Annotated in this window: 20 protein-coding genes; 8 read left to right on the forward strand and 12 right to left on the reverse strand. The window is 54.9% G+C overall.

Annotated features, from left to right (window positions below; all coding sequences use genetic code 11):
* Positions 1-9 precede the first annotated feature (9 nt).
* Positions 10-549: a glycine zipper 2TM domain-containing protein gene (locus B3B59_RS02150; protein ID WP_072039520.1), complete on the forward strand. Its 540-nt coding sequence runs from the start codon at positions 10-12 to the stop codon at positions 547-549.
* 540 nt (positions 550-1089) lie between these two features.
* Here the strand turns inward: B3B59_RS02150 and B3B59_RS02155 are convergent.
* Positions 1090-1725 (reverse strand): TetR/AcrR family transcriptional regulator, encoded by a 636-nt coding sequence (locus B3B59_RS02155; RefSeq protein ID WP_046885690.1) that lies wholly within the window; start codon positions 1723-1725, stop codon positions 1090-1092.
* Positions 1726-1970: 245 nt separating this feature from the next.
* Here B3B59_RS02155 and bhsA point away from each other — a divergent pair, with 245 nt between their 5' ends.
* On the forward strand, positions 1971-2228 hold the full coding sequence (gene bhsA, locus B3B59_RS02160; RefSeq protein WP_040076128.1) for a multiple stress resistance protein BhsA: 258 nt from the start codon (positions 1971-1973) through the stop codon (positions 2226-2228).
* A gap of 77 nt (positions 2229-2305) precedes the next feature.
* Here the strand turns inward: bhsA and ldtC are convergent, their stop codons facing one another.
* The 3 genes from ldtC to B3B59_RS02175 form a co-directional block, all read right to left on the reverse strand.
* Positions 2306-3259 (reverse strand): L,D-transpeptidase LdtC, encoded by a 954-nt coding sequence (gene ldtC / locus B3B59_RS02165; protein ID WP_249220520.1) that lies wholly within the window; start codon positions 3257-3259, stop codon positions 2306-2308.
* A 141-nt stretch (positions 3260-3400) separates the two neighbouring features.
* Positions 3401-6847 carry a transcription-repair coupling factor gene (mfd, locus tag B3B59_RS02170; protein ID WP_286807995.1) on the reverse strand — a complete coding sequence of 1149 codons (3447 nt, stop codon included), beginning with the start codon at positions 6845-6847 and terminating at the stop codon, positions 3401-3403.
* Between the two features lie 128 nt (positions 6848-6975).
* Positions 6976-8037: an acyltransferase family protein gene (locus B3B59_RS02175; protein WP_286807997.1), complete on the reverse strand. Its 1062-nt coding sequence runs from the start codon at positions 8035-8037 to the stop codon at positions 6976-6978.
* Between the two features lie 268 nt (positions 8038-8305).
* Between B3B59_RS02175 and lolC the strand changes: the two genes are divergently transcribed.
* The 5 genes from lolC to cobB are packed head-to-tail and all read left to right on the forward strand — an operon-like array spanning position 8306 to position 13245.
* Positions 8306-9505 (forward strand): lipoprotein-releasing ABC transporter permease subunit LolC, encoded by a 1200-nt coding sequence (lolC, locus tag B3B59_RS02180; protein WP_286807998.1) that lies wholly within the window; start codon positions 8306-8308, stop codon positions 9503-9505.
* The gene (gene lolD / locus B3B59_RS02185) at positions 9498-10199 is read left to right on the forward strand and encodes a lipoprotein-releasing ABC transporter ATP-binding protein LolD (RefSeq protein ID WP_040076120.1); all 702 of its coding nucleotides are present in this window, start codon (positions 9498-9500) and stop codon (positions 10197-10199) included. Before lolC ends, lolD begins: the two co-directional genes overlap by 8 nt.
* Positions 10199-11443 (forward strand): lipoprotein-releasing ABC transporter permease subunit LolE, encoded by a 1245-nt coding sequence (gene lolE / locus B3B59_RS02190; protein ID WP_040076119.1) that lies wholly within the window; start codon positions 10199-10201, stop codon positions 11441-11443. The genes lolD and lolE overlap by 1 nt, the downstream gene beginning before the upstream one ends.
* Positions 11444-11496: 53 nt before the next feature.
* Positions 11497-12408 carry an N-acetylglucosamine kinase gene (gene nagK / locus B3B59_RS02195; protein WP_286807999.1) on the forward strand — a complete coding sequence of 304 codons (912 nt, stop codon included), beginning with the start codon at positions 11497-11499 and terminating at the stop codon, positions 12406-12408.
* A gap of 15 nt (positions 12409-12423) precedes the next feature.
* Positions 12424-13245, forward strand: coding sequence for a Sir2 family NAD+-dependent deacetylase (cobB, locus tag B3B59_RS02200; RefSeq protein WP_040076117.1), 822 nt, complete (start codon positions 12424-12426; stop codon positions 13243-13245).
* Positions 13246-13280: 35 nt separating this feature from the next.
* Here the strand turns inward: cobB and potD are convergent, their stop codons facing one another.
* The 4 genes from potD to potA are packed head-to-tail and all read right to left on the reverse strand — an operon-like array spanning position 13281 to position 17089.
* A complete protein-coding gene (gene potD / locus B3B59_RS02205) occupies positions 13281-14327 on the reverse strand; it encodes a spermidine/putrescine ABC transporter substrate-binding protein PotD (protein ID WP_046885684.1) in 1047 nt (348 codons plus the stop codon).
* Positions 14324-15115, reverse strand: a complete 792-nt coding sequence (potC, locus tag B3B59_RS02210) for a spermidine/putrescine ABC transporter permease PotC (protein ID WP_286808001.1) — start codon at positions 15113-15115, stop codon at positions 14324-14326. Before potC ends, potD begins: the two co-directional genes overlap by 4 nt.
* The gene (potB, locus tag B3B59_RS02215; protein WP_040076113.1) at positions 15112-15969 is read right to left on the reverse strand and encodes a spermidine/putrescine ABC transporter permease PotB; all 858 of its coding nucleotides are present in this window, start codon (positions 15967-15969) and stop codon (positions 15112-15114) included. Before potB ends, potC begins: the two co-directional genes overlap by 4 nt.
* Complete coding sequence (potA, locus tag B3B59_RS02220) at positions 15953-17089, reverse strand: spermidine/putrescine ABC transporter ATP-binding protein PotA (protein WP_046885683.1); 1137 nt, start codon at positions 17087-17089, stop codon at positions 15953-15955. Before potA ends, potB begins: the two co-directional genes overlap by 17 nt.
* 251 nt (positions 17090-17340) lie before the next feature.
* Here potA and pepT point away from each other — a divergent pair, with 251 nt between their 5' ends.
* Positions 17341-18564, forward strand: a complete 1224-nt coding sequence (pepT, locus tag B3B59_RS02225) for a peptidase T (RefSeq protein WP_286808002.1) — start codon at positions 17341-17343, stop codon at positions 18562-18564.
* 47 nt (positions 18565-18611) lie between these two features.
* Here the strand turns inward: pepT and B3B59_RS02230 are convergent, their stop codons facing one another.
* The 4 genes from B3B59_RS02230 to purB all read right to left on the reverse strand — a co-directional run bounded on the left by B3B59_RS02230 (position 18612) and on the right by purB (position 23455).
* Positions 18612-19733 carry a cupin domain-containing protein gene (locus tag B3B59_RS02230; RefSeq protein ID WP_286808003.1) on the reverse strand — a complete coding sequence of 374 codons (1122 nt, stop codon included), beginning with the start codon at positions 19731-19733 and terminating at the stop codon, positions 18612-18614.
* 92 nt (positions 19734-19825) lie between these two features.
* On the reverse strand, positions 19826-21289 hold the full coding sequence (gene phoQ / locus B3B59_RS02235) for a two-component system sensor histidine kinase PhoQ (RefSeq protein WP_046885680.1): 1464 nt from the start codon (positions 21287-21289) through the stop codon (positions 19826-19828).
* The gene (phoP, locus tag B3B59_RS02240) at positions 21290-21961 is read right to left on the reverse strand and encodes a two-component system response regulator PhoP (protein ID WP_040078526.1); all 672 of its coding nucleotides are present in this window, start codon (positions 21959-21961) and stop codon (positions 21290-21292) included.
* A 123-nt stretch (positions 21962-22084) separates the two neighbouring features.
* Positions 22085-23455, reverse strand: a complete 1371-nt coding sequence (gene purB, locus B3B59_RS02245; protein WP_212477851.1) for an adenylosuccinate lyase — start codon at positions 23453-23455, stop codon at positions 22085-22087.
* Position 23456: the final 1 nt, after the last annotated feature.

The raw sequence follows: 23456 nt of genomic DNA on the forward strand, positions 1-23456 counted from the left end.
GGAAGCCCCGTGAATAAGTCGATGTTAGCGGGTATAGGGATTGGCGTAGCTGCTGCGCTGGGTGTGGCGGCGGTTGCCAGTCTTAATGTGTTTCAGAGTGGGCCACAATATGCTCAGGTTGTCTCTGCCACACCGATTAAAGAAACCGTAAAAACGCCGCGTCAGGAGTGCCGTAATGTCACCGTAACGCATCGTCGGCCTGTGCAGGATGAGAACCGTATCGCCGGTTCCGTACTGGGTGCCGTAGCGGGTGGGGTTCTGGGCCATCAGTTTGGTGGTGGCCGCGGTAAAGATGTTGCCACCGTTGTCGGCGCGCTGGGTGGCGGCTATGCCGGCAACCAGGTTCAGGGCGCCATGCAGGATCGTGATACTTACACCACGACCCAGCAGCGTTGCAAGACCGTGTATGACAAGTCCGAAAAAATGCTTGGCTACGACGTGACCTACAAAATTGGCGAACAGCAGGGGAAAATCCGTATGGATAAAGATCCTGGCAGCCAGATCCCGCTGAACGATAAGGGTCAGCTGGTCCTGAATAACAAAGCATAAAAAAGCTGTACTCTGCATTTGCTCCCCATTCGCTCAGGCTGGGGAGCTTTTTTATGCCTGCAATAAAAAGACCTTAAACGCCCGTCTCGATCCCGGCAGGTTTAAGGTCTTTTTCATGTCCACAGTTATCAGATATCGAAGAGATTATGCTGGCGGTGTAAAAACCATCCTGTAAGCAGGATGGAGATAAAAGCAAATAACACAGAACCACCACATAAAATCCAGAGACCAAATAACAATGTTATTACTATTAGCACCTTCAATAATGGTAATAGCAAAATCATCTCTATCAATCCTTCTGTATGTGTAGTCAGAAAGTGTTTTGTCCTTGAGGAGAAGTACGATTTTGCCGCCCGCACAGGGTTCAGGAGAGTAAACGTCATTGTTGTTGTTGTCGTCATGACGTTTGCGCAACTTGTGTTGAACGGCTGCTAATCATTAGCAGAACAATAATCACAAGTTAAGGATAGCAAACGCCTTAATTTATGAGAAAGATTTGGCCTATCGTTTAACAGGCCAAACCCTCTTTCTGTGGCAGGTTTACATCTTAATGAGCTCAGGCCACAAGTGCAGCGTGGTCCGGGTGATGCTCTGGAGTTTTTCGAGGGTTGCCCCTTCACGTGCGCTGATAGACATTCCCTGCAGGACACAGCTGAGATACTGCGCCAGCCGGTCTGTTTCACATTGGGCCGGGATCTCACCGCGCTGTTGCCGTTGGCGCAGAAAAAGACCCAGTGTCTCTTCCTGCATGGCGTGGCGCGATTTCACCGTATTCGCAATCTCTTTAGAAGAGGCGGCAAGGGTGGCGGAGGTATTAATCATAAAACAGCCCGCCGGGGTCTCTTTACTGGTGAAGCAGGTTGCTACTGCGGTGAAATAGTCACTCAGTGCCTGCTCAACGCTCTTCTCTTCACAAAACAGCTGGGCTTCATGTTTCGCCGCAAACCGGGTGATATAGCGATCCAGCACCGCGCGAAACAGCCCCTCTTTATTGGTGAACTCTGCATACAATGTTGGCGCTTTCGCACCCGTCGCTTCCACCAGATCCGCGAGGGATGTCGCCTCATACCCATGTTGCCAGAAGAGTGTCATGGCCTTATCAAGCGCCGCGTCCCTGTCGAACACCTTAGGTCGGCCACGGCTTTTTTTAGCGCAACTCGTCACTGTGGTTGTCATAGGCCGTCGTACCTTAGTTGGATTGTTGAATAACCATTATAAAAATAATCTCATGGCGCGACCAGCACTCATTTCAGAAAAATAATTTAATCCTATCTTTATGAAAAATAAAGGATTTGAAATTAATTTAATGATCATTATAAAAATAATGTTGACGCGTGATGGGGATCACACTTATGATTTTCCTATCGATCGTTAAGTAATTAACTTGCGACCCCAAATTCATCTGTCAAAAGGCTATAATCATGAAAAACGTAAAAACTTTGATCGCTGCAACCCTGCTCAGTTCCCTCTCTTTCGCCAGCTTCGCCGCGGTTCAGGTGCAGACCACACCTGCCGATCAGCATAAAGTGGGCACTATTTCTGCCAATGCAGGGACTAACCTGAGTTCTCTGGAAAGTGAACTGGCCCAAAAAGCCGATGAGATGGGTGCTACATCCTATCGCATCACCTCCGTGGCCGGTCCTAACAACCTGCACGGTACTGCTGTTATCTATAAATAAGCCCTGGCTAAACCCTCATACTGCCACTGCTTTACCACTGCTAAAAAAAGGCCCTGCATCTGCAGGGCCTTTTTTATTTACATAGACTGGCTGGCAGCCACGTGTCGGGTGACATCGGTGGGCATTCCGGAACGCGCCTCCATCGCTCTTTCCATCACGATGCCGTCAGCCTGGCTTTTAAAAGCCTGCATGCTGGCATTAAGCGTGATGGGCAAGGTTTGCGGATCGTCCTCGATGTTTTTCGACAGGGGCTGATGGATCTCCACGAGGTGTCTGCCATCGGGCTCTACGGAGGCTTTAATCGGCGTATTGATGATATTGACCTTCGTGCCCGGGGTTATTACCCGGAACAGGGTTTCGATGTCGTTATCACGCAGACGAATACAGCCAGAGCTGACGCGCATACCGATACCGAAATCCGCGTTAGTGCCATGCAGTAAATAGACGCCGCCGTAGGCTGCCAGACGAATAGCATGATGGCCCATCGGATTATCCGGCCCGGCAGGCACTACCGCAGGCAAATCAATGCCCTGGGCTTTATAGCGGGCACGAATATTCGCCGTCGGGGTCCAGGTCGGATTGGCGCGCTTGTCCGAGACGGTCGTCACCATGGTGGGTGTTAACGTATTGCTATCCAGCTGCCCGATACCGATGGGATAGACGGTCACCTCATTTTTTCCAGGCGGGTAGTAATAGAGGCGAAGTTCGGCCAGGTTGATCACAATGCCTGTGCGTGGTGCATCCGGCAGTAATGTTTGCAGCGGGATGGTCAGTACGCTGCCCGGGCGCGGAACATAAGGGTCGACGCCCGGGTTGGCTTGTAACAGGGCCAGAAAACCGACGTTATAGCGTTTTGCGATCGCCTCCAGCGAGCCGCCGTCATCTTCCACTACGTGAAAGCGGTTCTCACCCACCAGACGACTTCCTGCAGCAGGGAGAGGCCAGGTGTTAGCCCGCGCAGGGAGGGCCAGGGCGACGGTGGCGACCAGCGCAAAAAACGTTATCCAGCGAGAAAATCGTTGAGTCATCATCACCAAAATCCATAGCAATAATTGGGGTCATGTTATCTGAACGTTAATTGATAATTATGGTGAATAGATGTGTCGAAAAGTGGCAGGAGAATGCAAAGAGTTTGTAAATCCCCGGCCTGTCAGGCAAGCCGGGGAGGGGGATCAGGCGACGGCGTTCTCTTCCAGCTGGCGCATAAAGTTTCGTACCCACTCCATGCGGGTCTTGCGCTCCGTCAGCTCCTGGGTGAACTTGAGGCGGGTCGGGCCATCCAGGCGGAAGTGCTGGGGCTCTTTCTGCAGCAGGCCAATCAGCCACATCGGGTCGACGTGATTCTTCTCAGCAAACTCGATCATGCCCCCTTTTTCGTTACCTTCCAGCTTGCGAATACCCAGTTTCTGCGCCTGCTGACGAAGGCGAGCGATATCCAGCAGATTACGTGCCGCATCGGGGAGCAGGCCAAAGCGATCGATCAGCTCGACTTTTATCTCCTCCAGCTCGGCCTCCTTTTTGGCGCTGGCGATGCGCTTATAGAAGGAGAGGCGAGTATTGACGTCAGGGATGAAATCATCCGGCAGCAGAGAAGGCATGCGTAACTCGACCTCCGTTTGCTGGCTGGTCAGATCTTCGAGCGACGGCTCCCGTCCCGCTTTCAGGGCATCGACGGCGTTTTCCAGCAATTCCATATAGAGCGAGAAGCCAATGGTTTCCATCGAGCCGCTCTGGTCTTCCCCTAATAGTTCGCCCGCGCCGCGAATTTCCAGATCGTGGGTCGCCAGCGCAAAACCTGCCCCCAGATCTTCCAGCGAGGCGATGGCTTCGAGGCGTTTTTGCGCGTCGGTGGTCATCGCTTTCGGGTGCGGGGTTAACAGCCAGGCGTAAGCCTGGTGATGCGAACGGCCCACGCGGCCACGCAGCTGGTGCAACTGCGCCAGACCAAAGTGGTCCGCACGTTCAATAATGATGGTATTCGCAGTCGGGATGTCGATGCCGGTTTCAATGATGGTGGTGCAGACCAGCACGTTAAAGCGCTGGTGGTGGAAATCATTCATGACCCGTTCCAGCTCGCGTTCGCGCATCTGGCCATGGCCAATGGCGACGCGGGCCTCAGGCACCAGTTCGGCCAGTCGATCTGCGGCCTTCTGGATGTTCTCCACGTCGTTATACAGATAGTAAACTTGTCCACCACGTAGCACTTCGCGCAGGATCGCTTCGCGTACTACCAGGCTATCGTACTCGCGTACAAAGGTTTTCACCGCCAGACGACGCGCCGGTGGGGTGGCGATAATCGACAGATCGCGCATGCCGCTCATGGCCATATTGAGCGTACGGGGGATCGGCGTTGCGGTGAGGGTCAGGATATCCACATCCGCACGCATCGCTTTGATGCGCTCTTTATGACGCACGCCGAAACGGTGCTCTTCATCGACAATGAGCAGCCCCAGATCTTTCCATTTCACATCGCTTTGCAGCAGTTTATGGGTACCGATCAGGATATCGATTTTGCCTTCGCTTGCCTCCTGCAGGATCTGCGTCTGCTCTTTAGCGCTCCGGAAACGGGACAGCATTTCGATGCGCACGGGCCAGTTGGCGAAACGGTCGCGGAAGTTATCGTAGTGCTGCTGTGCCAGCAGGGTGGTCGGTACCAGCACCGCCACCTGCTTGTTGTTCTCCACGGCGAGGAAGGCGGCGCGCATTGCCACTTCGGTTTTACCGAAGCCGACGTCGCCGCACACCAGTCGGTCCATAGCCAGCGGCTGGCACATGTCGCTCAGCACAGCGTTGATCGCCTGGCTCTGATCCGGTGTGGTCTCAAAGGGGAAACTTTCACAGAAGAGCTGGTACTGTTCTTTATCATGCTTAAAGGCGTAGCCCGTTTTGGCCGCACGCTGAGCATAGATATCCAGCAGTTCCGCCGCCACGTCACGCACTTTCTCTGCCGCTTTCTGACGCGCACGCGACCAGGCATCGCCTCCCAGTTTATGCAGCGGGGCGTTATCTTCCGCACCGCCGGCGTAGCGGCTGATCAGATGCAGCGAAGAGACGGGCACATACAGTTTGGCGTCGTTGGCGTAAGTGAGCATCAGGTACTCCCCTTTGATGCCGCCTGCTTCAAGGGTAGTCATCCCGGCGTAGCGACCCACGCCATGCTCCAGATGGACGATGGGCTGGCCCGGATGCAGTTCTGCCAGGTTACGGATCAGCGTGTCCGGGTTTATGGTGCGACGACTATCCTGGCGACGACGCGCCACGCGCTCGCCCAGCAGATCGCTTTCGCAGATCAGGGCCCGGTTGTTGAGGATATCGACAAAGCCATGCTCGGCGGCACCGATCATCAGATAGCGGCCATTCCCTGTCGCCTCGTCGAGGCGCAGAATGCGTTTAGGTGCGAGCTTAATTCGCCCCAGCAACTCGCCCAGCGCTTCACGGCGGCCTTCGCTTTCTACGGAGAAGATCACCGGGCCGGTAAAGCTTTCAAGGAATTTGCGCAAATTGTCCAGCGGTGACTTCTGCTGGGCCTGAACCGCCAGGTCTGGCAGTTTCTGGAAACCGAGATTGGTGTTTGCCGCTTTTTCTGCGAGATTTTCAGTTTTAAGCTGCATGCGCGGCCAGCGTTTCAGCTCGCTGAACAGTTCATCGCTGCGTAGCCACAGCTGTTCGGGTGGCAGCAACGGACGCATCGGGTCTACGCCGCGGTTCTCATAACGCGCACGGGTTTCGCTCTCAAAACGGTTTGCGCTACTTTCCAGATCGCCGGTGTTCACCACCAGGGTGTTGGCCGGGAAATAGCTAAACAGCGGCGGCAGCGGCTCGCTGAAGAACAATGGCTGCCAGTATTCAATGCCCGCGGGCAGGGTGCCTTTGCTCACCTGCTGATAGATATGTTCAGCGTCACGTTTCACATCGAACTTATCCCGCCACTGACTCCGGAACAGCTCGATGGCGGTTTTATCCGTCGGGAACTCATGGGCCGGCAGCAGATTAATGGCTTCTACCTCTTCCAGCGTTCGCTGTGTATCGGCATCGAATACGCGCAGGCTATCAATCTCATCGTCGAAGAAATCCAGACGATAAGGACGATCGCTGCCCATAGGATAGAGGTCGAGCAGCGCGCCGCGCGTAGCATATTCACCGTGCTCCATGACCTGGTCCACATGACGATAACCCGCACTGTCGAGTTGCGCTCGCAGGGCATCACGCGATAAACGCTGCCCTTTTTTCATCACCAGCGCATGGCCATGCAGGTAGCTGTGGGGGCAGACGCGCTGCATCAGCGTATTGACCGGCACAATCAACACTCCGCGCTGCATAGAAGGCAGTTGGTACAGCGTCGACAGGCGCGAAGAGATAATCTCCTGGTGCGGAGAGAAGCTGTCGTAGGGGAGGGTCTCCCAGTCGGCAAGGCTGAACACCAGGCTGTCGGTAAATTGACGAATTTCATCATGCAGGCGCAGGGCGTTCTGCATATCTGGCGCAACCAGCACCACCGGCCCCGGATGACGTTCAGCGATCTCCGCCACCAGCGTGGCGCAGGCCGCGCCCGTGAGTTCACCCAACTGGCGTTGGTCGCCCGCTTTGTTGGGCAGGGAATAACGATATTGTTCAGACATAGCTTAGTCAGGATCTCTTATGGGCATATCACTGATACACAATGTCTTTATTATCCTTGATCGTTTTGCTTTAGCAAACCGGAACCGCACGGGAGGAGAAGGCGCCCCCCGGCGGGAGCACCTGGAGGCTAGCGTGAAGCCTGTAGCGCTGGGGGGGAGAAGAAAAGATCGCCAAACAGAATGCCCGACAGTTTACGTGTACCCAGTCCAACCAGGGTGCAGATCAGCAGGCTGGCAAACGGGTAAAGCAGCACCAGCGTGAGTTCTGCCCACTGAGGCCATGTCGCCGCATTCATCTGGCCGATAAAGAACAGGCTGAAAGCCTCGATCAGAATGCGGTGCGTGGTATAGATGGCTATGGTGTTGGAGCCAATCACGTTCAGCAGATTGTTCGGTTGCACGCTATAGCGCTGCTCAAAGCCGTAAAAAAGCTTCATGATCAGCAGAATCGACAGCAGTGAGAGCAGCAGCGGCGCGTTGGCAAACCACAGCACGACCGAAATTGCGGCGAAAAGCGCCACCGGTAGCACGTTACGACGCAGCGCCAGCCCTTTCATCCATGTCATCAGCTGTGCGCCGTACCAGGCCCCCAGGCTGTAGTAGATGGCATTACGGACTACGCTGTTCATGCCCCACCAGGGTAATGGCAGGAAGTTAATCGCCAGGCTTGCCAGCGCCAGCAGGGCGATCATGGGCAATTTCCAGCGGCTAAAGAATTTGCACAGAGTGAAATAGACCACCAGCGCGTACAGATACCAGAGACTGGTGCTGGCGGTGAGCATGCCTTTGATAAAGTCCGGTAAGGTAGCGGCGTAAGCGGCATTGGAGCCGTGGGGCAGTTCGCGCTCGGGTGCCAGCCAGGCGTTGATATGGCTCAGGGCTTGCCACTGCAGAACGCCCCACAGAATCAGTACCCAGACGATGCTCCAGATCCGTTTATCGATACTGTCACGCCAGGTCACTTCGTCGATGTACCGGCGAATCAAAAAACCGGAGATAAAGAAAAATACCGGCATACGAAAAGGGGCGAGATAAAGATTAAAGTAGACCCAGCATTTCGCCAGCAGCGCTGAAAGGGGAAGTTGTAGTGCATCCAGATGCGGATAAAAAGTGATCACCGAGTGATAAATGACCACTAAACAGATGCAAAGTCCTTTTATCTGATTAATCCATAATGCTTTTTGTTTCATCGGAAACCGATACCTGTATTGCCAAAAACGAACCGTTAAGTCTGCTAAGGGGCGCTGGTGATGTAATGGGTAAGAGTCTGTATCCGGGCGTTTTTAAGAAAAGGTGGAGGGAGTTTGCGGCTAAGTTGCCCACAATTGTGACCTTAGCTGACTGATTTCCGTTGTTTTTTCGGAAAAATGAGAAGCAAAGCTTAGGGTTTCAGTCATTTACGCTTCACGGATTCGCTTATATACTCGTGGGTCTGCTATCAGCAAACAGACGGATTTCATGTACCAACCTGTCGCACTATTCATAGGCTTACGTTATATGCGTGGGCGCGCCGCGGACCGCTTCGGTCGCTTTGTCTCCTGGCTCTCTACCATTGGTATTACGCTTGGCGTGATGGCGCTGGTGACGGTGCTGTCGGTGATGAACGGCTTCGAGCGCGAGCTGCAAAACAATATTCTGGGGCTGATGCCGCAGGCTGTTCTCTCTTCTGCCAACGGGTCGGTTAACCCTCAACAGCTACCGGAAAGCGCGGTGAAGTTGCAGGGCGTAAACCGCGTCGCGCCGCTTACCACTGGTGATGTGGTGCTCCAAAGCGCCCGCAGCGTGGCGGTGAGTGTGATGCTCGGTATCGATCCGGCGCAAAAAGATCCGCTCACCCCTTATCTGGTTAATGTGAAGCAGACCGACCTGCAGCCCGGCCAATATAACGTGATCCTTGGCGAACAGCTGGCCGGGCAACTGGGCGTAAACCGTGGCGATCAACTCCGGATCATGGTGCCTTCTGCCAGCCAGTTTACGCCGATGGGGCGCCTGCCGAGCCAGCGTCTCTTTAACGTGATTGGCACCTTTGCCGCCAGCAGTGAAGTCGATGGCTATCAGATGCTGGTGAATATTCAGGATGCCTCACGCCTGATGCGCTACCCGGCGGGCAATATCACCGGCTGGCGTCTGTGGCTGAATGAGCCATTGAAGGTTGACGTGCTCAGCCAGCAAACCCTGCCAGAAGGGACCAAATGGCAGGACTGGCGCGACCGCAAAGGCGAGCTGTTCCAGGCCGTGCGCATGGAAAAGAATATGATGGGCCTGCTGCTGAGCCTGATCGTCGCCGTGGCGGCGTTTAATATCATTACCTCGCTGGGGCTGATGGTAATGGAGAAGCAGGGCGAGGTGGCGATTCTCCAGACCCAGGGGCTGACGCCGCGCCAGATTATGGCGGTCTTTATGGTGCAGGGGGCCAGCGCCGGGATTGTCGGTGCGCTGTTGGGCGCCGTACTGGGGGCGCTACTCGCCAGCCAGTTGAACAATTTAATGCCTATTATCGGCGCACTGCTTGATGGCGCGGCGTTGCCGGTCGCCATCGAGCCGCTGCAGGTCGTGGGTATCGCGCTGGCCGCGATGGCCATTGCGCTGCTCTCTACGCTTTACCCTTCCTGGCGCGCTGCCGCCACTCAACCCGCTGAGGCTTTACGTTATGAATAAGATCCTGTTGCAATGCGACAACCTGTGCAAACGCTATCAGGAAGGCAACGTGCAGACTGATGTCCTGCACAATGTCAGCTTCAGCGTAGGAGAGGGGGAGATGATGGCCATTGTCGGGACCTCTGGCTCTGGCAAAAGTACCTTATTGCATCTGCTGGGCGGACTGGATACCCCCACTTCCGGGGATGTGATCTTCTCCGGTACGCCGCTCAGTACCATGTCTTCAACGGCGAAGGCCGATCTGCGTAACCGCGAGCTGGGCTTTATTTATCAGTTCCACCATCTGCTGCCCGATTTTACCGCGCTGGAAAACGTGGCCATGCCGCTGCTGATCGGTAAAAAGAGACCGGCAGAGATCAATGAGCGCGCCAGCGCGATGCTGAATGCAGTTGGTCTGGGCCATCGTGGTAATCACCGTCCATCGGAACTCTCTGGCGGTGAACGCCAGCGCGTGGCCATTGCCCGTGCGTTGGTCAATAATCCGCGTCTGGTGCTGGCGGATGAGCCGACCGGTAACCTGGATGCCCGTAACGCCGACAGCATCTTCCAGCTGTTAGGTGAACTGAACGCCTCTCAGGGTACAGCCTTCCTGGTCGTGACCCACGACCTGCAGCTGGCGAAACGGATGTCGCGCCAGCTTGAGATGCGCGACGGCCGTTTGAATGCGGAACTGACCCTGATGGGGGCAGATTAATGGCTTCACCATTATCGTTACTTATCGGCCTGCGCTTTAGCCGTGGCCGCCGCCGTAGCGGCATGGTATCGCTGATCTCGGTGATCTCCACCGTGGGTATCGCGCTGGGCGTGGCGGTATTAATCGTCGGCCTGAGCGCCATGAACGGTTTCGAGCGCGAGCTGAACAACCGTATTCTGGCGGTGGTGCCGCATGGCGAGATCGAGCCAGTTAATCAACCCTGGAATAACTGGAACGAGGCGCTAAACAAAGTAGAGAAGGTGCCCGGTGTGGCTGCCGCTGCGCCCTATATTAACTTTACCGGCCTGGTTGAGAGCGGCGTTAACCTGCGTGCGATTCAGGTAAAGGGGGTTAACCCTCGTCAGGAAGAGAAATTGAGCGCATTGCCGCAATTTGTGAAAGACGGCGCATGGACGGGCTTTAAAGCGGGCGAACAACAGATCATTATAGGCAAAGGGGTGGCCGACGCGCTGAAAGTGAAGCAGGGCGACTGGGTCTCGATCATGATCCCGAACGCCAGCGCCGATCATAAATTGCAGCAGCCGAAGCGCGTGCGCTTGCACGTTACCGGCATCCTGCAGCTCAGCGGCCAGCTTGATCACAGCTTTGCCATGGTCCCGCTGGAAGATGCCCGTCAGTATCTGGATATGGGTAGCAGCGTCACCGGTATTGCCATCAAGGTGAACGACGTCTTTAACGCTAACAAGCTGGTGCGCGATGCAGGCGAAGTGACCAATAGCTATGTCTATATCAAGAGCTGGATTGGCACCTATGGCTATATGTATCGCGATATTCAGATGATCCGCGCCATTATGTATCTGGCGATGGTGCTGGTGATTGGCGTGGCCTGCTTTAATATTGTCTCGACGCTGGTAATGGCGGTGAAGGACAAGAGTGGCGACATTGCGGTGCTGCGTACTCTCGGCGCCAAAGACGGTCTTATTCGTGCCATTTTCGTCTGGTATGGTTTGCTCGCCGGGCTGCTGGGAAGCCTCTGTGGTGTGGTGATTGGCGTAGTGGTTTCTCTGCAACTCACCCCGATTATCAATGGAATTGAGCGGCTAATCGGCCATCAGTTCCTCTCTGGCGATATCTATTTTATTGACTTCCTGCCGTCTGAATTGCACTGGCTGGACGTCGTTTATGTGCTGATTACAGCACTTTTGTTAAGTCTGCTGGCAAGCTGGTATCCGGCGCGTCGCGCAAGCCGAATCGATCCGGCGAGGGTGCTAAGTGGCCAGTAATTACGTCTTGATGTAGCGATCGCAAGGCCGCTATATCGAAAGAGGAATGCACTATGTATTACGGATTTGATATTGGCGGCACCAAAATTGCGCTCGGCGTGTTTGATGAGAATCTCAAACTGCAGTGGGAAACCCGCGTCCCCACGCCGCATGAAAGCTACGATGAATTCTTAACCACCCTCGTCGCGCTGGTGGGGCAGGCCGATGCGCGCTTTGGTGTGACAGGCAGCGTGGGGATAGGTATTCCCGGCATGCCGGAAACCGATGACGGCACGCTGTACGCCGCTAACGTGCCTGCGGCCAGCGGTAAACCCCTTCGCGCGGATCTCAGCCGCCTGTTGGCGCGCGATGTGCGTCTGGATAACGACGCAAACTGTTTTGCCCTCTCTGAAGCCTGGGACGATGAGTTTCGCCGTTATCCACTGGTTATGGGGCTGATTCTCGGCACCGGCGTCGGCGGTGGGCTTATTATTGATGGCAAACCGATCACCGGCCGCAGTTACATAACCGGCGAGTTTGGTCATATCCGGCTTCCTGTCGATGCGCTGGAGGTCGTTGGTCGCGATTTCCCGCTTATCCGCTGTGGTTGCGGCCAGCATGGCTGCATTGAGAATTACTTGTCAGGCCGTGGATTTGCGTGGCTGTATGAACACTTCTATCATCAAAAAATGCAGGCACCCGAAATCATCGCCCTGTGGAATCAGGGAGATGAACAGGCGAAAGCGCATGTTGAGCGCTATCTTGACCTGCTGGCGGTCTGTCTGGGTAACATACTTACCGTCGTCGATCCTGACCTGTTGGTCATTGGCGGCGGGTTATCAAACTTTACCGCGATCACGGAGCGGTTATCAGAACGTTTACCGCGGCATTTGCTGCCGGTTGCCCGCGTGCCGCGCATTGAAAAAGCGCGACATGGGGATGCCGGAGGAATGCGCGGTGCGGCGTTCCTGCACCTCAGCCGCTAGCCAGAAGAGGTTTTTATGTTGTCGCGTCGGTCACATCGCCTCACCCGTTTTCGCAGAAATAAACGTCGTTTGCGTGAACGCTTACGCCAGCGAATATTCTTCAGAGATCAGGTAATGCCAGAATTAATGGAAAAACCGAGAGTAGTGGTGCTGACCGGAGCAGGGATCTCCGCAGAGTCAGGCATTCGCACCTTCCGGGCCGCTGATGGGCTGTGGGAAGAGCACCGTGTGGAGGACGTCGCAACGCCGGAAGGCTTTGCCCGTAACCCGCAGCTGGTCCAGTCGTTTTACAATGCGCGTCGCCGTCAGCTGCAATCTGCTGAAATTGCCCCTAACGCGGCGCATCTGGCGCTGGCGAGGCTGGAAGAGGCGCTGGGCGACCGTTTCCTGCTGGTGACGCAGAACATCGATAATCTCCATGAGCGCGCGGGTAACAAGAATGTTATCCATATGCACGGTGAACTGCTCAAGGTACGCTGCGCCTGGAGCGGCCAGGTGCTGGAGTGGACCGGTGACGTCACCCCTGATGACAAATGCCACTGCTGTCAATTTCCGTCGGCGCTGCGCCCGCACGTCGTCTGGTTCGGCGAAATGCCGCTGGGTATGGATGAGATCTACAGCGCGCTGGCGATGGCCGATGTGTTTATCGCCATTGGTACCTCCGGGCACGTCTATCCCGCAGCCGGGTTCGTCCATGAGGCGAAACTGCAGGGGGCGCATACGGTAGAACTTAATCTTGAACCGAGCCAGGTGGGGAGCGAATTTGAAGAGAAACAGTACGGTCTGGCCAGTGAAGTGGTGCCGGCGTTCGTAGAAAAGTTACTGAAGGGATTGTAAAAGAGAGGTGAGGGCCCAGGCCCTCACCGTATTTATTAGCGACCTGCTTTCAACTTCTGATAATACTCTTCGTAGATGCGGCTGGCGTCGCCCACATCGTTTTGCCACTCACCTTTACTGATAGTTTCGGCATCAGGATAGAGCGTCTTATCGTTCGCCACGTCCGGGCTGAGCAGTTTACGCGCCGCGAGATTCGGGGTCGGGTAGCCAATGGTTTCTGCCACCTCTTTGGCCACATCCGGGCGCAGCAGGAAGTTAATCAGCTTCATGGCGCCATCTACGTTCCTGGCGTTTGCCGGGATCGCCAGGCTGTCCATCCAGAAGATGCCTCCCTCTTTTGGCCAGATGACCTCCAGCGGGGTACCGGCCTGACGCGCCACATACGCCGAACCGTTCCATACCATGCCGAGGTTCACTTCCCCTTCCATGTACGGGTTCGCCGGGTTATCGGAGTTAAAGGCCGCCACGTTAGGCATCAGCTTTCTTAGCTCGTTGTAAGCGGCTTCGATCTCTTTCGGGTCGGTGGTGTTGCCGGAATAACCGAGTTTGCGTAGCGCCATCTGGAACACTTCGCGCGCATCGTCGGTCAACAGCAGGCTACCCTTATACTCGGGTTTCCACAGATCGGCCCAGCTGGTCACCGTTTTCGGATCCATCTCGTCACGGTTCACGCCAATCGCGGTGGCACCCCAGATATAGGGAATGGAGTAGTCGTTGTTAGGATCGAAGGGTTTGTTCAGCATCTCAGGATCAAGGTTAGCGAAGTTGGTCAGCTGCGTCTTATCGATCTTCTGGATCATCCCCTCTTTACGCATTTTATCCACGAAATAGGTCGAGGGTACGACCAGATCGTAGGCGCCGTCTTTATAGGTTTTGAGCTTGGCATACATGGTTTCGTTCGACTCGTAGGTCGAATAGATCACCTTGATACCGGTCTCTTTGGTGAACTGCTCTAGCAGGCCTGGCGGCACATACTCGGTCCAGTTATAGAAGTAGAGTGTTTTACTGTCGTCCGCGTGCGCAGCGCTCATACCGAAAGCAAGCGCGCCAGCCGCGAGCAGGTGGCGTGACCATTTCATCATTTTAACGTCCCCTGAACTTTTGTTTTATCACGAGCAATAAGCTGGCTGGTAATGACCAGAACCAGCGATAGCATCAACAGAATGGTGGCCAGCGCGTTCACCTCCGGCGAGACGCCCACTTTAACCATCGAATAAATTTTCAGCGGCAAGATCTCATAGTTCGGCCCGGTGACGAACGAAGAAACCACGACATCGTCCATCGACAGGGTAAAGCTCAATAACCATCCGGCTGCCACCGCGGGCATCGCCAGCGGCAGGAGGATCTTGCGCAGAATCACCATCTCACTGGCACCCAGATCTTTCGCCGCTTCCAGCATGCGCACGTCAAATCCCTTCAGACGGGAGTAAACCGTCACCACCACGAAAGGCAGGCAGAAGGTGATATGCGAAAAGAGCAGCGACCAGAAGCCGAGTTGCACGCCCAGCAGCATAAACAGCACCAGCAGCGATATGGCCATGACAATGTCCGGAGACATCATCACCACAAACAGCATGCCGCTCACAAACGGCTTGCCGCGAAAGCGGTAACGGTAGAGGGCCACGGCGGTCAACGAGCCAATCAAGGTCGCAAACGTGGCCGAGACGATCGCCATCGTCAACGAATGCTGCGCAGCCTGGAGCAAACTGTCGTTGTTGACCAGCAGGCTATACCACTTGGTGGTAAAACCCTGCCAGTTGATCCCGAAACGTGAACTGTTAAATGAATTCACAATCAGGATGATGATGGGAATATACAAATAAGCATAGATGGCGGTCATAAAACCGCCGCGAAGCAGTCGACCCATCATTCCAGCTCACCTTTTTTGTTAAGCAGTCGGGATGCGCGCCAGTAGACCATTAGCATCAGCCCCATAACCACCGTCAGCGTGATGCTGGTGGCGGAGCCAAACGGCCAGTCGCGAATATTGAGGAACTGGCTTTTGATGACGTTGCCAATCAGCAGGTTTTTCGCGCCACCCATCAGATCCGAGACGTAGAACAGCCCCATGGCCGGCAGTATCACCAGCAGGCAACCGGCGATGATACCCGGCATCGTCAGCGGCAGGATTATCCGGATAAAGGTCTGCATCTTACTGGCGCCGAGGTCTCTTGCCGCTTCCAGCAGCGGCTTATCGAGCTTCTCGATGCTGGAGTAGAGCGGCATCACCATAAAGGGCAGCAGTATATAAACCAGGCCGATAATGACGGCGCCCGGGGTGTACATAATGCGAAGCGGGGTCTCGATGATCCCCAACCACAGTAAAAATTCGTTCAAATACCCTTTGGTACTAAGGAAAATCTTCAGGCCATAGATGCGAATCAGAGAGTTGGTCCAGAATGGCACAATCAGCAGAAACAGCAGCAGCGGGCGAATTTTCTGTGGCAGACGCGCCAGAAACCAGGCGAAGGGATAGCCCAGTACCAGACAGGCGAGGGTGGCTATCACGGCCATGTTCAGCGAGTGCATCAGCACCTGGAAATAGAGCGGATCCAGCAGGCGCGCGTAGTTATCCAGCGTAAAGACCAGCTTAACGAAGTGGGCATCGTCACGGGTCAAAAAGCTGGTGGCGATGATCATCAGGTTGGGTAAGAAGACAAACAACACAAGCCAACCGACGATAGTGGCAATCACCACATTCTGGAACTTACTTGTGTTCTTCATCAGCCAGTACGACCTCCCAGCTCTCTACCCAGTTAATGGCCATTTTCTGGTCAAGGGAGTGGTCGAAGTCCGGATCGTCTTCATTGAAGAACTCACTGACCAACACCATTTTGCCATTTTCGAGTTCAACCACCGACTCCAGGGTCATGCCCTTATAGTTGCGCTCGCGGATATAACCAATCAGACCTTCGACGTCGCTGCTGTCATGGACCTCGTCAACGCGCAGATCTTCCGGGCGCAGCATCACGTTCAGCTTTTGCCCTTTTTCTACCGCAAAGTTAACGGTGATGTTGCACTCATGGCCTTCGACGCTGGCGCGGACGCGCTGCGCATCCAGGCGTTCGATAACCGTGGCGCTAAAGTTATTGATCTCACCAATAAAGCTGGCGACAAAGAGGTTTTTCGGCTCTTCATAGATCTCACGCGGCGTGCCGTCTTGCTCGATTTTGCCTTCGCGCATCACGACGATACGGTCGGACATTGTCAGCGCCTCTTCCTGATCGTGCGTCACGAAAACAAAGGTGATGCCCAGCTTACGCTGTAGCGCTTTCAATTCGTTCTGCATCTGTTTGCGCAGTTTGTAATCCAGCGCAGAGAGCGATTCGTCGAGTAACAACAGGCGGGGTTTGTTCACTACCGCGCGGGCAATGGCGACGCGCTGCTGTTGTCCTCCGGAGAGCTGATGCGGCTTGCGCTGGGCAAACTCTTCCAGCTGCACCATGCGCAGCGCCTCCGTCACACGCGGCGCAATCTCCTGCGCCGGGGTTTTCTGCATGCGCAGGCCAAAAGCGACATTTTCAAAGACCGTCATATGCGGGAAGAGGGCGTAGCTCTGGAAGACGGTATTGACGTGGCGATGCTCGGCAGGGACGTCGGTGATATCCTGGTTTTCAAGATGAATATGGCCGGTGTCGACGTTTTCCAGCCCGGCGATCAGGCGCAATACTGTTGTCTTACCGCAGCCAGAGGGGCCGAGAAGCGTAAGGAACTCGCCGTTGTTAATGGTCAAATTAAGGTCGGCGATAACGGTTTTACCATCAAAACTCTTATTAATGCCCGATAAAAGCACCAGCGGTGACAGTGAACCTGGTTGTGTATTCAATTTATGACTCTGTCCCATATCGACGCTGCGATCTATCTAACGCAGCGGGGTTTGTGTGTAACCACCTTGGTGACTCGTAATGAGGGCGGCCATTCTACGGCAAACCATTGAATTCGCCAATCCTTGATGCCCCCCGATAAGCTACCTTTATTAGCAACGGGATGAGATAAACGAAAAATATTCTCGTTTGCGGGATAAAAGTGACCTGACGCAATATTTGCGTTTTAGGGCTTATTGATAATGTTGTCACAAAAAGTGAGGGTGACTGCATGGATAAATTACTAGAGCGTTTTTTACAGTACGTTTCGCTGGATACCCAATCTAAGCCGGGTGTTCGCCAGGTACCGAGCACAGAGGGCCAATGGAAATTACTGCAGCTGCTAAAGTCGCAGCTTGAAGAGTTAGGCCTGGTCAACGTGACATTAAGTGACAAAGGCACGGTCATGGGCACGCTACCGGCGAACGTGCCGGGTGAGATCCCGGCCATTGGTTTCATATCCCATGTTGATACCTCCCCTGATTATAGCGGCAAAAACGTTAACCCTCAGATTGTGGAGAACTATCGCGGCGGCGATATCGCCCTGGGCGTCGGCGATGAGATTTTATCCCCGGTCATGTTCCCTGTGCTCCACCAGTTGCTCGGCCAGACCCTGATCACGACAGACGGTAAAACGCTGTTGGGAGCAGACGATAAAGCTGGCGTCGCCGAGATCATGACCGCGCTGGCGGTGCTGAAGGGTAAAAACATTCCTCACGGTGATATTCGTGTCGCCTTCACCCCCGATGAAGAGGTGGGGAAAGGGGCGAAGCATTTTGATGTGGAGGCGTTTAACGCAAAATGGGCCTACACCGTGGATGGCGGTGGCGTAGGGGAGCTGGAGTTCGAAAACTTCAACGCCGCGACGGTCAATATCCGTATCGTGGGTAATAATGTGCACCCAGGCACCGCAAAAGGGGTGATGGTTAACGCACTATCGCTGGCGGCGCGTATCCACGCCGAAGTGCCTGCCGGGGAGAGCCCGGAGCAGACGGAAGGCTATGAAGGTTTTTATCACCTTACCAGCATTAAAGGCACCGTTGACCGCGCGGATATGCACTACATCATTCGCGATTTCGACCGCGAGGGGTTTGAAGCGCGTAAACGTAAAATCATGGATATCGCCAAAAAGGTTGGCAAGGGGCTGCACCCGGATTGCTATATCGAACTGGTGATTGAAGACAGTTATTACAATATGCGGGATAAGGTGGTCGCACATCCGCACATTCTTGATATTGCCCAGCAGGCGATGCGTGATTGCGATATTGAACCGCAACTTAAGCCCATTCGTGGCGGAACCGACGGGGCACAGCTCTCCTTTATGGGGTTACCTTGCCCGAACCTCTTCACGGGGGGCTATAACTATCACGGCAAGCATGAGTTCGTCACCCTGGAAGGGATGGAGAAAGCGGTGCGGGTTATTGTGCGCATTGCCGAACTGACGGCGAAAGGGTAATCAGGAAGAGTCCGGGTGGCGCTATGGCCACCCGGTACAGGCGCGACTTAGTCCTCAAAGAACCAGTAGCCGCTGTTAACCAGCGCGGCGAGCATCGCCAGGAAGGAGGGGTCATCCAGCGCATCGCCAAACTGTGCGGCATCCAGCACCATATGGCTGGCGATAGCTTCCACGGCAGGGCGGTGAGGTGAATCCAGCTTCTCGCCGTTAACATAAACATCGCCATCGATACGCAGTACGCGCAGACCACCCAGGCGTACCAGTTTGTCGCCCTGCTGCAGCGCATCGTAGATTTCGTCTGGCTGGTAAGGTGGCTCCGGCGGAGAAACGTCCAGCTCGTGACGAGATTGGCTGACAAACTCACCAAACCACTGGTTAAAATGTTCTGGTTGATTAATCAGATCCAACATCATCCCACGCAGTTTATCGAGCTCCTGCGGCAGGATATCAGCGGGATGTTCACGCGCAGGGACGTCCGGATCGACAAAGCGATGGCTTCCCAGCTCGCGCTGCAGGACGTAGTCCGCAAAGCTGCTGATCATCTCCCGGCCGCTTGGCGCGCGGAATCCGACGGAATAGTTCATCGAATTCTCCAGCGAGTAGCCTTCGTGCGGGAATCCTGGCGGAATATAGAGAATGTCGCCCGGCTCCAGCTCTTCATCAATAATGCCTTCAAAGGGAGCAACCTGCAGCAAATCCGGATGCGGGCAGTGCTGCTTCATGGGCACTTTGTCACCCACGCGCCAGCGGCGACGGCCGGTGCCCTGAATGATAAAGACGTCATACTGATCGAGATGCGGGCCTACGCCGCCGCCAGGCACGGAGAAGGAGATCATCAGATCGTCCATCCGCCAGTCAGGCAGCGCGCGGAACGGGCGCATCAGCGCTGCGGTAGGTTCATGCCAGTGGTTGACGGCCTGAACTAACAGCGACCAGTTGGTCTCGCCGAGGTGATCGTAGCTCTCGAACGGACCATGGCTAACCTGCCATTTCCCATCCTCATGACTGACCAGGCGGCTATCGACCTCATTCTCCATCGCTAAGCCAGCGAGCTCGTCAGGGGAGATAGGATCGACGAAATTTGCAATGCCGCGTTTCAGAACGACCGGGCGCTTTTGCCAGTAACGTTCAATAAACTCAGGCCAGTTAAGTGTTAAGTGATAATCCATAATATTTTATTCCGCAGGCTCTTACTGAGACGGATTATAACGGAAGCTCAGACACCTGCGCGTGAGAATCTCGCTTTTTTCACCCGGAGGGCTTAACTCTCATGGTCGCCTGGCTGTTGGCGGCCAAAGATTGCCACCATGCGGGCACCGCCGAGCAGGCTGTCGCCCGTTTCGATACGGCCGTCATACTGCTCAACAATATCCCGCGCGACCGAAAGCCCCACGCCCTGGCCTGGACGCAGGGTATCAGCCCGCTGTCCGCGGTCGAAGACCTGATCGCGTTTACCCTGGGGAATACCGGGGCCATCGTCCTCTACAATAATATGAAGTTGATCGTCGTCCTGTCGGGCCGAGATTTCGACAAACTCGAGGCAATATTTGCAGGCGTTATCAAGCAGATTACCCATTACCTCCATAAAGTCGTTTTTCTCGCCGATGAAGCTTATCTCCGGCGAAATATCGAGGCTGATGCTGACCCCTTTACGTTGATAGACCTTGTTCAACGCCGAGGTGAGGTTGTCCAGCAGCGGCGCCACCGGGTGAAGTTCGCGGCTGAGCAACGCACTGCCAGAACGCATACTTGCCCGGTGCAGGTAGTAGCCAATTTGCTGGGAGATACGGCTGATCTGTTCCAGCATCACCGGCTCGGCGTCGTCCACGCTCAGCTTCGCGCTGCGCAGGGAGCGTAAGGTACTTTGTAACACCGCCAGCGGCGTCTTCAGACTGTGGGTCAGGTCGGTCAGTGTTGTGCGGTATTTGTCATAGCGTTCACGCTCACTCTTCAGCAGGCGGTTCAGGTTACGCACCAGGCTGGTCAGTTCACGGGTGGTGACCGGGTTAAGTTTCTCCCGGTGATGCTCTTCCAGCTCACGCACCTCTTTCGCCAGCGACTCGATAGGGCGCAGGCTCCACCAGGCGGCGACCCACAGCAGGGGGATCACCAGCAGCAGGTTCGCCACCAGCACATAGACGAACCAGTTCCACACCATATAAGAGCGTTTTAGCTCAACGGGAATGGTGTCGATCACCACGATGGTGAGCTGGGGCATTTCGAGGGTCGCGGGGTAGAGATTAATGGCGACCGAGTGGGTCATCTCAGTGTCGTCATCATCTTCGCGGATCTCGCTCAGTTGTTGCTGCATGGAGCGGTCATTACCCACCAGGCTGCTGGAGGCGTTAAGATCTGCCTCCAGCTCGTGAAATCCGTTGGTTCTCAGCCACTCCGGCTGGATACGGTTCACCAGCCAGGGTACATCTCGCTGGGCCCAGAGAAGCTGGCCCTTTTCACCGTATATCAGGGCGATGGTCGGACTCTGTCTGTCCAGATGTTCCGGCATGTCGATGCTGATTTTATTATTTTCCCAGCGGGCAAGGGTATAAAACAGGTTACTTTCGCCGCGCAGTAGGCGAAAGGTGGTCTTATCAAAGCTAACGCTGTAACCCACCAACGCCACCAGACCGTAGGCCAACGAGAGTACCAGCACCACGGCAGCCGTCGCCAGCAGGAAGCGAACCCGCAGCGAAAGCGGCAGGAAGTGACGGAGAATTTTTTTCATTTAGCGTAATTCGAAAAGGTAGCCCTGACCGCGGACCGTCGTAATGACATCTTCCGGATACTGTGCCTGGATCTTTTTCCGCAGACGCCCCATCAGCACATCAATGGTGTGGCTTTCGCGTAACTCAGCATCAGGATAAAGCTGCAACATCAGGGAATCTTTGCTAACCACTTTGCCGCTGTTGCGGATCAGGGTTTCCATAATGGTGTATTCGAAAGCGGTCAGTTTGATCACCTCGTCATTGATGGAGAGCTCACGGCGAGAGAGATCGACCTGGAAAGGCGGTAGCGAGATCACCTGAGAGGCGTGGCCGCTGTTACGGCGCATCAGGGCCTGCATGCGGGCAGCGACTTCTTCAATATGGAAGGGCTTGGTCACATAGTCGTCGGCCCCGGCGCTAAGCACCTCGACCTTATCCTGCCACCCTTCGCGGGCGGTTAACACCAGCACGGGCAGTGAGACATCGTGGCTGCGCCAGCGACGAATGAGCGACAGACCGTCTTCATCCGGCAGGCCAAGATCGACGATGGCAATATCCGGCAAGTGTTCATTCAGATAGTAGTCAGCCTCTTTGGCATCTTCGGCATCATCCACCTGATGACCCATTTCCTGAAGTTGAACCTTCAGGTGATGACGTAATAATGCATTATCCTCGACAACCAATACGCGCATCATCGCTTCTCCCTAAAATAAATGCTCTGAATAGTTTAACGCTGATTATGTTGGGAGGGGGATAAACATTTAATAAACCGGGGGAGGGAACCCTCTTTCCGGACGGAAAGAGGGGGAATGCGATTACTTCAGTTCATCAACCATGGTAATGGCGCGGCCGATGTAATTCGCCGGGGTCATTGCTTTCAGACGGGTCTTCTCTTCTTCCGGCACGTCCAGGCTATCGATAAACTGTTTCATGCCTTCTGCGTCAACGCGCTTACCGCGGGTCAGCTCTTTCAGCTTCTCATACGGTTTTTCGATGCCATAGCGACGCATCACGGTCTGAATCGGCTCGGCCAGGACTTCCCAGTTGTGATCCAGTTCGTCCAGCAGACGGTCGCGGTTCACTTCCAGCTTGCTCACGCCCTTCAGGGTGGACTGATAAGCAATCAGCGCATAGCCAATACCCACGCCCAGGTTACGCAGGACGGTGGAGTCCGTCAGGTCGCGCTGCCAGCGGGAAACCGGCAGTTTGCTCGCCATGTGTTGCAGCACGGCATTCGCCAGACCGAGGTTGCCTTCGGAGTTTTCGAAGTCAATCGGGTTCACTTTGTGCGGCATGGTGGAGGAGCCGATTTCGCCGGCGATGGTTTTCTGCTTGAAGTGGTTCAGCGCAATGTAACCCCAGACGTCACGATCAAAGTCGATCAGGATGGTGTTGAAACGCGCGATGCAGTCAAACAGCTCAGCAATATAGTCGTGCGGCTCGATCTGGGTGGTGTACGGGTTCCACTGAATGCCCAGTGAGGTCACGAACTCTTCGCTGAACTGGTGCCAGTCCACCTCCGGGTAGGCAGCGATGTGGGCATTGTAGTTACCGACAGCGCCGTTGATTTTACCGAGAATTTCAACCTGTTCCAGCTGACGGAACTGGCGCTCCATACGGTAGGCCACGTTCGCCATCTCTTTACCCATGGTGGATGGGGTAGCTGGCTGACCGTGGGTACGGGAAAGCAGCGGGATATCGCGATACTCGACCGACAGCGCTTTCACCGCGTCGATAATTTTACGCCAGTACGGCAGCACCACGTCCTGACGCGCAGTTGAGAGCATCAGGGCATGAGAAAGGTTATTGATATCTTCAGACGTACAGGCGAAGTGAATGAATTCGGAGACAGCGTTGAGCGCCGGGATGCTGGCCACTTTCTCTTTCAGGAAATATTCAACCGCCTTCACATCATGGTTGGTCGTGCGTTCAATGGTTTTGATGCGTGCGGCATCTTCTTCATTGAATTGAGCAACGATTTGATCGAGGTAATCGTTTGCCTGGGCGTCAAAAGCAGGAACTTCCTTGATGGCTGCCTGTGCGGCCAGCTTTTGCAGCCAGCGAACTTCAACCTGTACGCGGAACTTCAGCAGACCATATTCGCTGAAAATGTCGCGCAGCGCGCTGACTTTATCGCCGTAGCGTCCATCGACAGGGGAAACGGCGGTCAGTGAGGATAATTCCATA

This window comes from Leclercia sp. UBA2479 (assembly GCF_002341985.1).
Taxonomy (GTDB): Bacteria; Pseudomonadota; Gammaproteobacteria; order Enterobacterales; family Enterobacteriaceae; genus Enterobacter; species Enterobacter pneumoniae.